This window comes from Agreia sp. PsM10 (assembly GCF_030433855.1).
GTDB lineage: Bacteria > Actinomycetota > Actinomycetes > Actinomycetales > Microbacteriaceae > Agreia.
Window position 1 is genome coordinate 248,522 of record NZ_JARUXC010000002.1, and the last position, 14,848, is coordinate 263,369.

The window sequence follows — 14,848 nt, forward strand, 5'->3', positions numbered from 1 at the left end:
GGCGGATGCGCGGGGCCCGGGTTTGGCGGTCGCGTGCGCGACACGGGAGAATGGCCGTCATGGTCTATGAGTTCGAGCGCAAGCAGAGAATCGCCGTCCTCGGCGGCGGACCGGGCGGGTACGACGCCGCCATCGCGGGCGCCCAGCTGGGTGCCGACGTCACCCTCATCGAGCGTGTCGGAGTCGGCGGCTCGGCGGTGCTCACCGACGTCGTTCCGTCGAAGACCCTCATCGCCACGGCCGAGGCCACCAATGCCATCGGCGAGGCGGCCGACCTCGGCGTGCAGTTCTTCACCCGCGGCGGCACAGGCAAGCCGGTTCGCCCCGAGATCGCGGTCAACCTGGCCGCCGTGAACAAGCGTCTGCTCGGCCTCGCCCGCCAGCAGTCCGAAGACATGAAGTCCAGCCTCATCCGCTCGGGCGTGCGCATCGTCACCGGCGAGGGGCGCCTCGACGGAGCCAACTCGGTGATCGTCTCGACCTCTAAGGGCGAGGAGGGTACCGACTTCGACGAGATCGAGGCCGACACCATCGTCGTCTCGGTGGGAGCGAGCCCTCGCATCCTCGCCTCCGCCGTACCCGACGGCGAGCGTATCTTCACCTGGACCCAGCTCTACACCCTCAAGACCGTGCCCGAGCATCTCATCGTGGTCGGATCGGGTGTCACCGGGGCCGAATTCGCCTCCGCCTACACGGCGCTCGGCTCGAAGGTCACGCTCATCTCGAGTCGCGACCAGGTTCTGCCGGGAGAAGACGCCGACGCCGCGGCCGTGATCGAGAACGTCTTCAAGCGCAACGGCATGACCGTGCTCTCGAAGTCGCGCGCCGACTCTGTCGTGCGCACCGACAAGGGCGTCGTCGCCACCCTCGCAGACGGCCGAACGGTCGAGGGCAGCCACTGCCTCATGGCCGTCGGATCCATTCCCAACACCGAGGGCATCGGGCTCGCCGAGGCTGGAGTGCAGCTCACCGAGTCCGGGCACATCCGCGTGAACAGGGTCGCCCGCACGTCGATGCCGTCGATCTACGCGGCCGGCGACTGCACGACCTTCCTGCCCCTGGCATCCGTCGCCTCGATGCAGGGCCGCACGGCCGTGTTCCACGCCATGGGCGACGCGGTGAACCCCACCGAGCTGCGCAACGTGTCGTCGAACATCTTCACCCAGCCGCAGATCGCCACGGTCGGCTGGACCCAGCGCCAGATCGAAGAGGGCATCGCCCAGGGCGACATCTACAAGCTGCCACTGTCGGAGAACCCTCGCGCCAAGATGATGGGCATCAAGGAGGGCTTCGTGAAGCTCTTCGCCCGCACGGGTTCGGGAACCGTCATCGGCGGAGTCGTCGTGGCCCCCAATGCGTCGGAACTCATCTTTCCGATCGCCCTGGCCGTGGAGCACCGGCTCACGGTCGACGCGGTCTCCCGCGCGTTCAGCGTGTACCCGTCGCTGTCGGGCAGCATCTCGGATGCGGCCCGCGCGATGCACATCGTTCTGTAGCGCTGACGCCGTTCCTGAGCCTGTCGAAAGGCACCCGATTGCGACGGCCCTTCGACAATCTCAGGGAACGACGAGCTCAGGGAACGACGAGCTCAGGGAACGGGGAAGACCTAGCCGGTGATCGCCAGCAGAACCGTGCCCGACGACACCGTGGCGCCGACGGCCGCGGAGATCGAGCCGATGGTTCCGTCTTTGTGGGCGGTGATGGGCTGCTCCATCTTCATGGCCTCGAGCACCAGCACCAGGTCGCCCTTGACGACCGTGTCGCCCTCGGCGACCGCGATCTTCACGATGGTGGCCTGCATGGGCGCCTTGACCGAGTCGCCCGTGGCCGTCGAGACACCGGATGCGGCGCCGCGGCGTTTCGGGGCGGAGCCGGAGGTCGCGGAACGGGTGGGCGACGAGCCGCCGCCGAAGTGCGCGGGCAGGGCCACGGAGACGCGCTTGCCGTCGACCTCGAGTACCACGGTGGTGCGCTCGGCCGCGGGAGCGGTCTCTTCGATCTCGCCCGACCAGGGCTCGATGTCGTTGACGTACTCGGTCTCGATCCAGCGCGTGAAGATGCTGAACGGCTCTCCGTCGGCCGGAGCGAACGCGGGGTCGCGCACGATCGACCGGTGGAACGGCAGAACCGTGGGCAGGCCGAGCACCTCGAACTCGTCGAGGGCGCGCCGCGAACGCTCGAGCGCGTCTTCGCGCGAGCTGCCCGTGACGATCAGCTTGGCGAGCAGCGAGTCGAACGAGCCCGAGATGACGTCGCCAGCCCGGATACCCGTGTCGATGCGCACGCCCGGTCCGCCCGGGGCGGTGAACGTGTGAATCGGTCCGGGGCTCGGGAGGAATCCGCGCCCCGCGTCTTCTCCGTTGATGCGGAACTCGAACGAGTGACCGTGGGGCACCGGGTCGTCGTAGTCGAGCACGCCGCCCTCGGCCAGGCGGAACTGCTCGCGCACGAGGTCGATGCCGGTGACCTCTTCGGACACGGGGTGCTCGACCTGCAGGCGGGTGTTCACCTCGAGGAACGACACCGTTCCGTCGGCGGCGACGAGGAACTCGCAGGTGCCGGCGCCGACATAGCCGACCTCTTTGAGAATGGCCTTGGATGCGCGATACAGTTCGGCGTTCTGGGCGTCGGTCAGGAACGGGGCCGGGGCCTCTTCGACGAGCTTCTGGTGGCGGCGCTGCAGCGAGCAGTCACGGGTGGAGACCACGACGACGTTGCCGTGCGCATCTGCGAGGCACTGCGTCTCGACGTGGCGCGGCTTGTCGAGGTACTTCTCGACGAAGCACTCGCCCCGGCCGAAGGCGGTGATCGCCTCGCGGGTGGCCGACTCGAACTGCTCGACGATCTCGTCTTCGGTGTACGCGATCTTGAGTCCGCGTCCGCCGCCGCCGAAGGCCGCCTTGATGGCCACGGGGAGGCCGTGCTCTGCGACGAAGGCCAGAACCTCGTCGGCCCCGTTGACCGGGTCGATGGTGCCGGGAGCGAGCGGGGCGCCGACCTTCTCCGCCACGTGGCGGGCTGAGACCTTGTCGCCGAGCTTCTCGATGGCGGCCGGCGACGGCCCGATCCAGGTGAGCCCGGCGTCGATGACGGCCTGGGCGAACTCGGCGTTCTCGGCGAGGAATCCGTAGCCCGGGTGAACGGCGTCGGCGCCGCTCCTGCGAGCGATGGAGAGGATCTTGGGAATGACGAGGTAGGTCTCGGCGCTGGTCGTGCCCTCGAGCGCATACGCCTCATCGGCGAGCTGCGCGTGCAGGGCGTCTCGGTCTTGATCTGCGTAGACGGCGACCGATCCGATTCCGGAGTCTTTGGCGGCCCGGATGACCCGGACTGCGATCTCGCCTCTGTTGGCTATGAGTACCTTGGTGATGCGCGGCATAATCCACCCAGCCTATTGGGCTGACGGCGTGCTCCTTTGGCAGACGCGAACAAAAAACCCGCCGAGTCCCTGTGGGAACCTCTTACGGCGCGGTCGCCCGCAGCGACATCATGTCGATGTCGAGCTCGGCGAGCATGGTGCGCAGCGTCGGCAGCGACATGCCGATCACGGTGGAGGGCGCGCCGGTGACCGAGCGGATGAACGGCGCCGCGAGCCCGTCGACCGTGAACGCGCCGGCGACCTGGAGGGGCTCTCCGCTGGCGACGTACGCGTCGATCTCGGAGTCGCTGATGTCCGAGGCGAACTCGACGGAGGCGTGCGCCGTCGCTCCGAGGGCCCGGGCGGGCGTGCCGTTCTTCACCTCGATGATCCAGTGACCCGAGTGCAGCGTGCCTGTCTTTCCGCGCTGCTCGAGCCATCGCTCGCGCGCGATCTGCGGCTCGTGCGGCTTGCCGTAGATGACGCCGTCGAGTTCGAAGGCCGAATCGCCCCCGAGGATCACGCCGTCGATCTCCTCGCCATCCGGTCGCTGCCCGAGAATCGCCTCGGCCTTCAACCGGGCCAGCAGCGTGACCATCGCCGATGCATCCAGTTCGCCGTTGGAGTCGGTCGCGAGGCGCACGGCGGCCTCCTCGTCGACGTGCGACGGGACGACGACCGGCTCGATTCCGACCTGCCTGAGCAGGGCGAGGCGTGCAGGCGAGGTGGATGCGAGGTAGAGGCGCACGAGGAGCACCGGCCTTTCGTGTGGGATGCTCGAAGCATGGCTGACGCGCAGGGAACACAGGTCGAGCTGGAGATTACCAACGTAGCCCACGGAGGAATCTCGGTCGCACGACTCGACGGCCGCGTGGTGTTCGTCACGGACTCCCTGCCCGGCGAGCGCGTGCTTGCCCGCATCACCGACGACGAGCACGCCTCGTTCTGGCGCGCGGAGACGGTGCGCGTGCTCGAGGCGTCGCCGCACCGGGTGCCGCACGTCTGGCAGGCCGCGTCGATCGATCGCGATCCCGACGACAGGGCCGGCGGCGCGGAGTTCGGGCACATCGACCTCGCCTGGCAGCGGGAGCTGAAGCGCCAGGTCATCGTCGACTCGCTGAAGCGCTTCGCCGGTCTCGAGCGCGACGTCGAGGTCGAGGCTGTCGACGGCGACGATGAGCGGGGCGGGCTCGGCTGGCGAACGCGCGTGCGACTGCACGTGGATGCCGATGGTCGCGTCGGCCCGTTCGCGGCCCGTTCGCACCGGGTCATCGCCGTCGACGACCTGCCGCTGGCGACGCCCGCCCTCGAGAGCGAGGCTCCGCTCGGCGATCGAATCGACGGGTCGGACTTTCCCGCCGACGGCTGGATCGATCTTGTGGCGCCCTCGCAGGGCGCACCCCGCTTCGTCACCTCGAGCGAGACGCCGGAGAAGGCTCGCGGAGGTCGCACGCCGGCGCGCCGCGGACGCAGCATCACGGAGGTCGTCGACGGTCGCGAGTTCCGCCTCGACGAGCAGGGGTTCTGGCAGGTGCACCGCGGAGCCGCCTCGACCCTGTCCCGCGCGATCCGCAGCGAGGTACTCGACGAGCGTCTCGATCCAGCCGCATTCAACCTCGATCTCTACGGAGGCGTCGGGCTTCTCGCGGCGGCGCTGGGGGAGAAGGTCGGCGCCGGCCTGCGCATCACGAGCGTCGAGGGCAACGAACTGGCGACCGACTACGCCGCCGAGAACCTCAGCGAGTGGATCGGGGCGAATGCGGAGACGAACCGGGTCGACAGGTATCTGCGCCAGCTCGAGAAGACGGCGCAGGCGGCCGAGAGGGAGCGACTGTCGCGGGCCACGGTCATCCTCGACCCCCCGCGCGCCGGAGCGGGCAAGCAGGTCGTCAACTCCCTGATGGCCCTCGACGTCGCGCAGGTCGTCTACGTGGCGTGCGACCCCGTCGCATTCGCCCGCGACGCCGGCCAGTTCGAGCGCGGCGGCTATCACGTGCGCTCGATGCGCGCCTTCGATCTCTTCCCCCACACCCACCACGTCGAATCGGTGGCGGTTCTCACGAAGGACTGAGGCGCCGAGGCCAGTCGACCCCTTTCCGTTACGATCAGAACCACCCGCAGGGAAGGTCGCCATGTTTCCCCCAGATCCCGCAGCTCCGGCAGATCGGTCCACCGCCGCACCCGTGCGCGTCGCGATCGTCGACGACCACGAGTCGGTTCTCCTGGGTCTGAAGGCGGCATGCCTCGAGGCCGGATACGAGGTCGTCGCGGTCGGGCTGACCGTTCCGGACCTCATCCGGGCGCTGGGCAGCAGGCCGTCCGATGTCGTGGTGCTCGACCTCAGCATCGGCGACGGGCTCAGCATCACCCACAACGTCGAGGCCGCGCTCCAGACCGGGGCGTCAGTTCTGGTGCACAGCATCGCCGACCGCACCGCGAGCGTGCGCGAGGCATTGGCGGCGGGTGCGGCGGGGGTCATCCCGAAGTCCGCGGCGACGAGCACCGTGATAGCCGCGATCGCGACGGTCGCCGGCGGCGGTGTGCTGAACAACCTCGAATGGGCGAGCGCGATCGATGCAGACGCCGAGTTCTCGCGGGCACGGCTCACCGCGAGGGAGCGCGACGTTCTGCATCTCTACGCGGCAGGACTGCCGCTCAAGCTCGTCGCCGTGCAACTGGGCATCGCCACCCCGACGGCCCGCGAATATCTCGACCGGGTGCGGGCCAAGTACGTTCAGGTCGGCCGTCCGGCGCCGACGAAGGTCGACCTTCTGAAGCGAGCCGTCGAAGACGGCATCCTGGCTCTCGGCGAGACCCCCGACGGCAGGTGACGACGTGTCCGCAACGGCCCGGTCGGGCCAGACCCGCCCCAGAACGGCATTCGGACCGCCCGGCGTTCTGAACCGCATGCGCGGCTCCATCTCGAGATCGCGCATCGAGACGGTGGCGAGCAGGGTCACGGGAATCTTCGGGTTCGTCTTCGCGCTGCAGTCCCTGCCCGCGGTCATCGCCGCTCAGAGCTACGTCGCGCCCGCCTGGGCCGTGGCTCTTCCCATGGTGGTCTTCGCCGGCATCCTCGGGGTCGTCGTGACCAGCATCATCGGTCGGGGAGTGACCGTCGCCGCCGGTGTGACGGCCGGTGTGTTCGTGCTGTCGCTCGTGCTCTGGCCGGCGTCCGTGCTGCAGCCGAACGAGGTGGCGCCGTCGCAGCCCTGGCTCTGGTACCTCGTGGTGGTCTGCATGGCGTGCGCCGTGGTGTCGTTCAACATGTGGTTCGCCGGCTTCTACATCGTGGCGGTCTCGCTCATCTACGCGGTCCTGCGCGCGCTCCCGTCCGGAGGCGAGGCGAGCGCGGGTCTCGCAGCCCTCGACGCGCTGTACGTCTTCCTCCTCGGAGCGGTCAACCTCGTTCTGGTCACGACCCTGCGCTCCGCCGCCGATCGGGTCGACAGGGCGCAGCAGGCCGCGATGCTGCGGTACTCCGTCGCGGTCAAGCAGGATGCGATGGAGGCGGAGCGCCTGCACGTCGACGCCTTGGTGCACGATCGGGTGCTCACGACCCTGCTGTCGGCATCCAAGAGTTCGAGCGCCATGGAGAGAGACCTGGTCGTCGGGATGGCGCGAGACGCATTGCGGGCGCTCCACTCGTCGGGCGACGCGGGCGATCCCGGGTTCGAGGTGCCCCTGGGCGAGCTGGCCGAGCGCCTCGCGAATGCGGCGCGCGTTCTCTCGCCGGGCTTCGACTACGCCCAGCAGTCCATCCCGGGGCAGTCGGTGCCGAGCGACGTCGCTGAGGCGGTCTTCTCTGCGGCCGTGCAGGCGATGGTGAACAGCCTTCAGCACGCCGACGGCGATGAGACCGTGCCCGTGCCTGGGTCGATCGAGCGCACGGTCTCGATGCATCCGCTGCAGAACGAGGGGTTCACCGTTCAGGTCTCGGACACGGGCGTGGGTTTCGATCCGGCCGCCGTGCCCCAGGAGAGGCTGGGGCTCAGGGTGAGCATCCGCGAGCGGGTCGCCACGGTCGGCGGCGCGGTTCAGGTGCAGTCGGTTCCGGGAGGTGGCGCGTCGATCGTCATCGTGTGGCCCGACCCGAACCGCGAGACCACGGCGGAGCATCTGCGGCGCTCGTTCGACCTGGGCGGTGAGGGCGCATGATCTCCTCGCCCCGGTTCCTCCTCATCGGCCTCGCTGCTCTGTTCTCGGCGTATCACCTCGTGCTCGCGTTCTCCTCCATCTCCGTGCCGCGCGAGCCGGGGCCCGTCATCGTCGCGATGGTCCTCTACGCGTCGGTCACCGTCATCAGCCTGTGGGCGCCGACGGCCGCGCCGATGCCCGGGTGGAACGCCGCCCTGAACGTGGCCGTCGGCTTCGTGATCACCATGCTCGTGCTCTCGCAGCTCGACCCCCACGCGGCGAACGGCTACGCCACCTGGTTCGTGGCGGCCGTGTTCACGCTGCTGGTCATCACCGTGGTGCGGGGGCAGCCCGTCTTCGCATGGATCGGCGTCGGCGTCACCGTCATCTCGGTCGCGGTCTGGACCACACCTCTGGCGTTGACGACCACCGGTGTCATCGGCGGCGCGCTCTGGGTCGCCATCGCGCACGCCCTCTCGGTCGCGCTCGTGCGGGCCGATCAGGATGCCGCCCAGTATGCGCGCGCGGGCATCAAGGCGGCAGAGTGGCAGGCCAACCAGGAGGCGCTCCTCTTCGAGCGCCGGCGTCGTCTGGAGCAGATGGACAAGCTCGCCGCCCCGATGCTCCGCCGGATCATCGCCTCGGGCGGTGAGCTGGGCGAGCAGGAGCGGCGTGAGTGCCTGCATCTCGAGGCCGCCATCCGCGACGAGATCCGCGGCAGGCTGCTGCTGACCGATGAGGTGCGCGCCGAGGTGATGGCCGCCCGACGCCGGGGAGTGCATGTGACGATGCTCGACGACGGGGGCCTCGACGCCCTGTCGGAGACGGACAGGCTCACGACGCTCGCCGAACTCGTCGACGTGGTCGACGGCATCGAGGCCGATCGGCTGATCATCCGCACGGGAACCGAGGGGTCGGACACCGCGGTCTCTGTCGTCGGGCTGAAGGATACGGGCGACGACGGAACGGCGGCCGCGCTCGGTGACGACGACGGCGGAGACGAGGTCACTCTGTGGCACGAGATCCGTCGACCCTGATCAGATGCACACCGCAGACGCAGAAGTGGGGCCGACGGTAATCCATCGGCCCCACAGCTACGAATCCGAGTCAGAGCACTAACCCGAATAGTGCCCTGACTCGCCCCCAGTTCATGCCCGCTTACCCTAGATGGCGATGAACTGGCGATGCTCATCCCGAAAGAGAGCACCTAGCTGAATCATCATGACCCGTCAGGCCTGCAGCACACCAGTCGGCATAAATGAGGACATGCGTCGCTAGCCCGCGCGACGCCATTCGCCGGGCCCGGGGTGGATGGGCGTGCGCAGGTCGCGGCGCGACTTCTGCCAGCCGCTCGCCGGTGCGGCGGTCGCCGCGGGCGACGCGTCGCCCGCGTTCGCCAGCGCCGCCTGAAGCACGGCCGTCACGGCCGCGATCTCCTCGGCGTCGAGGTTCGGCGTGGTGATGGTGAAGTCGATCGGCTCGGGATCGGCGGCGTGGCGGGGTGTCGATGCAGTCACGGACTCGAGGCTACAGGAGGAGCACGGGCAGGGGGAGGGCGATGCTGCCGGGCGCCGGCGCGGTTCGCGAAGCGGGCGGATCGCGTCAAGCCCTCCCGTGCACAGGAGGGGTCGCCGTAGCGTCGACTGCATGAGTACTTCGAACTTCTCGCCCCGCCGCGCCATCGTCACCGGATCGAACTCGGGAATCGGCAGGGCCACGGCCCTCGCCCTCGCCGAGGCGGGCATGGATGTCGGCATCACCTTCCATTCGGATTCCGACGGTGCCGAGGAGACGGCCGACATGGTGCGCGCGCTCGGTCGCGACGCGCACATCGCCCAGCTCGACACCGGCGACCTCGATTCCGTGCCCGGAACGATCTCCTCGCTCATCGAGAAGCTCGGAGGCGTCGACGTCTTCGTCAACAACGCCGGGGTCATGGACGTCGCACCGTTCCTCGAGATGGAGCTGGAGACCTGGCGTCACACGATCGCCGCCGACCTCGACGGCGCGTTCCTCTGCATCCAGACCGCCGCGCAGACCATGGTCGGCCAGGGAACCGGCGGCCGCATCATCGGCGTCACCAGCGTGCACGAGCACCAGCCTCGCGTCGGGTCCAGCGCCTACGACGCGGCGAAGCACGGGTTCGGCGGTCTGCTCAAGACCGCAGCGCTCGAGCTCGGCCAGCACGACATCACGGTGAACGCCGTCGCCCCGGGCGAGATCGCCACACCGATGAACGACATGACCGACGAGGACGCGTTCCAGACCCACCGGCCCGGCATCCCGCTGGGGCGCTCGGGAATCGCGGGCGAGATCGCCGCCGTCATCGCCTTTCTCGCGTCGCCCTCGTCGAGCTACGTCACCGGGGCCTCGTGGGCCGTCGACGGCGGGATGCTGCAGATGGGTCCGCAGGGCGGGTCGCACATCATGACGGACGACTGGCGCGGCGCCGCCTCGGAGTGACGTGCCCGTTCCCTGAGCTCGTCGAAGGGCAGCCCTTCGACAGGCTCAGGGAACAGCGCGTTACAGCGGGATGTTGCCGTGCTTCTTCGTGGGCAGGCTCGCCCGCTTGGTACGAAGCGCACGCAGCGCCTTCACCACGGCGACGCGGGTGGCGGCCGGCTCGATCACTCCGTCGAGTTCGCCGCGCTCGGACGCCAGGAACGGCGAGGCCACGTTGTAGGTGTACTCGTTCGCCAGCCTCGTGCGCACGGCGGCCACGTCTTCGCCGGCCTCCTCGGCCCGCTTGATCTCGCCGCGATACAGGATGTTGACCGCGCCCTGTCCGCCCATGACGGCGATCTCGGCCGTCGGCCAGGCGAGGTTGATGTCGGCTCCGAGCTGCTTGGAACCCATCACGATGTAGGCGCCGCCGTAGGCCTTGCGCGTGATAACGGTGATGAGCGGAACGGTGGCCTCGGCGTAGGCATAGAGCAGCTTCGCGCCGCGGCGGATGACGCCCGTCCACTCCTGGTCGGTTCCGGGAAGGTACCCCGGGACATCGACCAGAGTGAGGATCGGGATGGAGAACGCGTCGCAGAAGCGCACGAAGCGCGCGGCCTTCTCGCCGGCCTCGATGTTCAGCGTTCCCGCCATCGCGTTGGGCTGGTTGGCGACGATTCCCACGGATCGACCCTCGACCCGGGCGAAGCCCACGACGATGTTGGGCGCGTAGAGCGGCTGCGTCTCGAGGAACTCGCCGTTGTCGACGATGTGCTCGATCACGGTGTGCACGTCGTAGGGCTGGTTGGGCGAGTCGGGGATGAGCGTGTTGAGCCGGCGGTCGGCATCGGTGATCTCGAGCTCGACCTCGCTGTCGTAGACGGGCGGATCCGAGAGGTTGTTGTCGGGCAGGTAGCTGATGAGGCCGCGCGCGAAGTCGAGCGCATCCTCCTCGTCGCTCGCCAGGTAGTGCGAGACGCCCGACACGGTGTTGTGGGTGAGCGCACCGCCGAGCTCCTCCATTCCCACGTCTTCGCCCGTGACCGTCTTGATCACGTCGGGGCCGGTCACGAACATCTGGCTGGTCTTGTCGACCATGATCACGAAGTCGGTGAGGGCGGGGGAGTACACGGCGCCGCCTGCGGCAGGGCCCATGATGATCGAGATCTGCGGAATCACGCCGGAGGCCTGCGTGTTGCGGCGGAAGATCTCGCCGTACTTGCCGAGGGCCACGACGCCCTCCTGGATGCGTGCACCGCCGGAGTCGAGCATGCCGATGATCGGCACGCCGGTCTTCAGGGCGAGGTCCATGACCTTGATGATCTTCTCGCCAGCGACCTCGCCGAGCGAGCCGCCGAAGATCGTGAAGTCCTGCGAGTAGACGGCGACCTGGCGCCCGTGGATGGTGCCCGTGCCGGTGACGACCGCGTCGCCGTAGGGGCGGGACTTCTCCATGCCGAACGCCACGGTGCGGTGGCGCACGAACTCGTCGATCTCGACGAACGAGCCCGCGTCGAGCAGCTCCTCGATGCGCTCGCGGGCGGTCTTCTTGCCTCGGGCGTGCTGCTTCGCGATCGCGGCCTCACCGCTCGCGGTCACGGCCTCGTGGTACCTGTTCTTCAGGTCGACCAGCTTGCCCGCCGTGGTGTACATGTCCGGCGCCTGTGCAGTTACGTCTTCGCTCACCGGTTCACTCTACCGGCCAGCCATCGCCGCCAACCGTTGGTTGATTGCTACAAAATTGCCGCGCATCCATTGGTTCTCGCCCGTGCGTCCTGCCGAATCGCCGCGACGCTGCGCCTAGGGTGATGCCTATGAAACTGCCCCTCAGTTCCGCTGTCGCCGAGCGCCTCGAGTGGCTTCCCCGCACGGGGTCCACGAACGATGCGTTGCGCGAGCACGCGACGGGCCCGGATGCCTCGGCCTGGCCCGATCTGTCGGTGGTCGCGACCGACACCCAGACGCAGGGCCGCGGGCGCCTCGGGCGGACGTGGACCGCGCCGGCCGGCAAGTGCCTCGCGGTGTCGGTTCTGCTGCGGCAGCCCATCGGCGTCGGGTCTGCACTGCCGCCCGACAGCCTGGGGTGGCTGCCGCTCATGGCCGGTGCCGCGATGACGAAGGTCGTGCGCTCCCTCATCGAGGGAGAGGTGGGCCACGCGACCCGCGTGCACCACCATCCCGCCACGTCGCTCAAGTGGCCCAACGACGTTCTCATCGACGGTGCGAAGGTCAGCGGAATCCTGAGCGAGCTCATCCCCGAGACCGGAGTCATCGTCGGCGCCGGCCTCAACATCTCTCTGGACGAGAACGAACTCCCGGTTCCGACGGCCACCTCCCTGCTGCTCGCCGGAGTGAGCCACGCATCCCTCGACGCGGCGCTTGCGGGCTACCTGATCAATCTCTCCCGCCTCTACCGCGACTTCGTGCGCTTCGAGGGAGACGCGGTGCGGAGCGGGCTGCACGCCCTGGTCACCGCCCTCTGCGGCACGCTCGGCTCACCCGTGCTGGCCGAGCTGCCCGACGGCGAGGTGGTCTCGGGCATCGCGCGCGAGATCGACGAGCTGGGCCGCATCGGTATCGATCGGGACTCGGATGGCTGGAGAGTCGTCGTGGCCGCAGGGGATATCACCCACCTGAAGGTTTAATAGGCCCATGCCCGCCTCGAAGCAGCCGCGTCCGAGCTTCGGCGCGCTCATCCACGGCTCCGACGCGCCCACTGAGCTCATCGCGGCCGGAGGTTCCGGGCCGCTGCCCCCGGCCCCCGCGCCGTCGGCATACGGCGAGACGGTCGCGACCGAACGCATCCGGCCCCCGCGTCGGGCGGCGGGGCCTCGGCCCCAGGCCGCACCGGATGCCGCGGGTGCGGCCGACGAGGCGGCCGAACCGGAGCGGGTGGTCGCCAAGTTCCGAGCGCACGGTCGGCGTCTGTTCTTTCCCACGATCCTCCTGATCGCCGTGGCGGGAGCGACGGGGTACTTCTCGAGCTGGTTCCCGGTCGACTGGCAGAACTGGGCCGTTCTCGCGGCCGGTGCGCTCCTGGCGGTGCTCTTCTTCCTCGTTCCGACGGTGCGGTGGCTGAGCACCCGCTATGTCATCAGCACGAGGCGCATCATTCTGCGCCGGGGCCTCCTCGTGAACACCCGGAGCGAGCTGATGCTCGTGCGCGCCGGCGACATCACCGTGCGCAAGTCGCTGCTGCAGGCCATGTTCCGCTCGGGCGACGTGCGCATCGGCACCGGGCCGGGCGAGTTCGCCGTCCTCCGCGATGTTCCCCGTGCCGATCTGGTGTCCGAGGTGATCGGCGACCTGCTCGAGTCGCAGCACGTTCCCTCCCACGCCGTGCGGTTCCACCGACCGGATCAGGACAATCCCTGGTGGGACGAGCAGTCACAGCCCCGATCGGAGTAGCCTCGGGACATGCTGGAATTCAAGGGCGAGAAGCTCGAACAGGTCTGGGTCGGCAACGAGCACGTGGCGAACATCCGGGAGGCCTCGGGCCACGGCGAGGGCCCGTTCATCATCGAGACGGTCGACGGGGTCGAGATCCATCAGGCGGCAGACCTGCACCTCGCCGAGCTCTGGGTGGCGCAGCACTCCGACGACATCCTGGGCCGCCCGAACTGAGCCTGACGCCCGACCCGACCCGGCCGTTCCCTGAGCCTGTCGAAGGGACCGACCCGCCCGTTCCCTGAGCCTGTCGAAGGGACCGACCCGCCCGTTCCCTGAGCCTGTCGAAGGGATCAACAGCGAATTCGTTAAGCTGTACGGGTGGACTATCGCGTAGGTGTTATCGGTGGCGGTCAGCTGGCTCGAATGATGATTCCCGCGGCGGTGAACCTCGGTCTCGACCTCAGAGTGCTCGCCGAGAACGAGGGGTCGTCGGCGGCACTCGCCGCCAGCGAGGTGGGAGACTACCTCGATCGCGACACCGTGCTGGCATTCGCCGAGACCGTCGATGTGGTCACCTTCGATCACGAACACGTTCCCCAGCCGATACTGCGCGCGCTCGTCGAGGCGGGCCATGCCGTGCACCCCGGACCAGACGCCCTGCTCTACGCGCAGGACAAGATCCTCATGCGCGAGAAGCTCGAGCAGCTGGGCGTGCCGGTTCCGATCTGGGCCGCCGTCTCCGACGCAGACGAGCTGGCCGCGTTCATCGCCGACAACGGCGGGCACGCGGTGGTGAAGACTCCTCGCGGCGGCTACGACGGCAAGGGGGTGCGTGTCGTGACGCACGCCGACGAGGTGGCCGACTGGTTCGTCGCCCTCGCCGAAGACGGCAACGGGGGAGCGCTACTCGCCGAGGAGCGGGTCGACTTCAGCCGCGAACTGGCGCAGATGGTGGCGCGCCGACCGTCGGGGGACATGCAGCTCTGGCCGGTCGTCGAGTCCATCCAGCGCGACGGCGTGTGCGCCGAGGTCATCGCACCGGCGCCGCGCAGCGCGGGCCGGGTGGCCGACGTGGCCGCCGACATCGCCACCAGCATCGCCGAGGGCCTCGGGGTGACCGGCGTCTTCGCGGTCGAGCTCTTCGAGACCACCGACGAGCGCCTGCTCGTGAACGAGCTGGCCATGCGCCCGCACAACACGGGCCACTGGTCGATCGACGGATCGACCACGAGCCAGTTCGAACAGCACCTGCGCGCGGTCCTCGACCTGCCGCTCGGCTCCACCGGATGCCGCGACACCTGGTCGGTCATGGTGAACGTGCTCGGCGGGCCGGCCGAAGGCACCCTGGCAGACCGCTATCCGGTGGCCTTCGCAGACCAGCCCACGGTCAAATTCCACAACTACGGCAAGGCGCCTCGACCCGGCCGCAAGGTCGGACACGTCACCGCCGGCGGCGACGACCTCGACCAGGTCGTGTTCGAGGCGCGTGCCGCAGCGGCTTTCTTCCAGAACTGAGCTCAG

At 68.9% G+C, this 14,848-nt stretch carries 14 protein-coding genes; 10 read left to right on the forward strand and 4 right to left on the reverse strand.

The window, feature by feature from the left end:
- Positions 1–59: 59 nt before the first annotated feature.
- Complete coding sequence (locus tag QCD70_RS03260) at positions 60–1,496, forward strand: NAD(P)H-quinone dehydrogenase (protein WP_301213722.1); 1,437 nt, start codon at positions 60–62, stop codon at positions 1,494–1,496.
- Between the two features lie 110 nt (positions 1,497–1,606).
- Here the strand turns inward: QCD70_RS03260 and QCD70_RS03265 are convergent, their stop codons facing one another.
- A complete protein-coding gene (locus QCD70_RS03265; protein ID WP_301213724.1) occupies positions 1,607–3,379 on the reverse strand; it encodes an acetyl/propionyl/methylcrotonyl-CoA carboxylase subunit alpha in 1,773 nt (590 codons plus the stop codon).
- Between the two features lie 82 nt (positions 3,380–3,461).
- Positions 3,462–4,106: a Maf family protein gene (locus QCD70_RS03270; RefSeq protein WP_301213895.1), complete on the reverse strand. Its 645-nt coding sequence runs from the start codon at positions 4,104–4,106 to the stop codon at positions 3,462–3,464.
- Positions 4,107–4,142: 36 nt separating this feature from the next.
- Here QCD70_RS03270 and QCD70_RS03275 point away from each other — a divergent pair, with 36 nt between their 5' ends.
- The 4 genes from QCD70_RS03275 to QCD70_RS03290 all read left to right on the forward strand — a co-directional run bounded on the left by QCD70_RS03275 (position 4,143) and on the right by QCD70_RS03290 (position 8,532).
- The gene (locus QCD70_RS03275) at positions 4,143–5,429 is read left to right on the forward strand and encodes a class I SAM-dependent RNA methyltransferase (RefSeq protein WP_301213725.1); all 1,287 of its coding nucleotides are present in this window, start codon (positions 4,143–4,145) and stop codon (positions 5,427–5,429) included.
- Between the two features lie 61 nt (positions 5,430–5,490).
- Positions 5,491–6,189, forward strand: a complete 699-nt coding sequence (locus QCD70_RS03280; RefSeq protein WP_301213726.1) for a response regulator transcription factor — start codon at positions 5,491–5,493, stop codon at positions 6,187–6,189.
- A 4-nt stretch (positions 6,190–6,193) separates the two neighbouring features.
- Entirely contained in the window at positions 6,194–7,516 is a 1,323-nt protein-coding gene (locus QCD70_RS03285; protein ID WP_301213727.1) for a sensor histidine kinase, read from the forward strand.
- Positions 7,513–8,532, forward strand: coding sequence for a hypothetical protein (locus tag QCD70_RS03290; protein WP_301213728.1), 1,020 nt, complete (start codon positions 7,513–7,515; stop codon positions 8,530–8,532). The genes QCD70_RS03285 and QCD70_RS03290 overlap by 4 nt, the downstream gene beginning before the upstream one ends.
- 237 nt (positions 8,533–8,769) lie before the next feature.
- On the opposite strand, the gene QCD70_RS03295 is transcribed toward QCD70_RS03290, so the two are convergent.
- Positions 8,770–9,012: an acyl-CoA carboxylase subunit epsilon gene (locus QCD70_RS03295; RefSeq protein WP_301213731.1), complete on the reverse strand. Its 243-nt coding sequence runs from the start codon at positions 9,010–9,012 to the stop codon at positions 8,770–8,772.
- Positions 9,013–9,142: 130 nt separating this feature from the next.
- Here QCD70_RS03295 and QCD70_RS03300 point away from each other — a divergent pair, with 130 nt between their 5' ends.
- On the forward strand, positions 9,143–9,958 hold the full coding sequence (locus QCD70_RS03300) for an SDR family oxidoreductase (RefSeq protein WP_301213732.1): 816 nt from the start codon (positions 9,143–9,145) through the stop codon (positions 9,956–9,958).
- 60 nt (positions 9,959–10,018) lie between these two features.
- Here the strand turns inward: QCD70_RS03300 and QCD70_RS03305 are convergent, their stop codons facing one another.
- A complete protein-coding gene (locus tag QCD70_RS03305; protein ID WP_301213896.1) occupies positions 10,019–11,590 on the reverse strand; it encodes an acyl-CoA carboxylase subunit beta in 1,572 nt (523 codons plus the stop codon).
- A gap of 161 nt (positions 11,591–11,751) precedes the next feature.
- On the opposite strand from QCD70_RS03305, the gene QCD70_RS03310 reads away from it, so the two are divergent.
- The 4 genes from QCD70_RS03310 to QCD70_RS03325 all read left to right on the forward strand — a co-directional run bounded on the left by QCD70_RS03310 (position 11,752) and on the right by QCD70_RS03325 (position 14,842).
- Positions 11,752–12,582 carry a biotin--[acetyl-CoA-carboxylase] ligase gene (locus QCD70_RS03310; RefSeq protein WP_301213733.1) on the forward strand — a complete coding sequence of 277 codons (831 nt, stop codon included), beginning with the start codon at positions 11,752–11,754 and terminating at the stop codon, positions 12,580–12,582.
- A gap of 7 nt (positions 12,583–12,589) precedes the next feature.
- On the forward strand, positions 12,590–13,345 hold the full coding sequence (locus QCD70_RS03315) for a PH domain-containing protein (protein ID WP_301213734.1): 756 nt from the start codon (positions 12,590–12,592) through the stop codon (positions 13,343–13,345).
- Between the two features lie 9 nt (positions 13,346–13,354).
- Complete coding sequence (locus QCD70_RS03320) at positions 13,355–13,561, forward strand: hypothetical protein (RefSeq protein ID WP_301213735.1); 207 nt, start codon at positions 13,355–13,357, stop codon at positions 13,559–13,561.
- 144 nt (positions 13,562–13,705) lie between these two features.
- Entirely contained in the window at positions 13,706–14,842 is a 1,137-nt protein-coding gene (locus QCD70_RS03325; RefSeq protein WP_301213736.1) for a 5-(carboxyamino)imidazole ribonucleotide synthase, read from the forward strand.
- Positions 14,843–14,848: the final 6 nt, after the last annotated feature.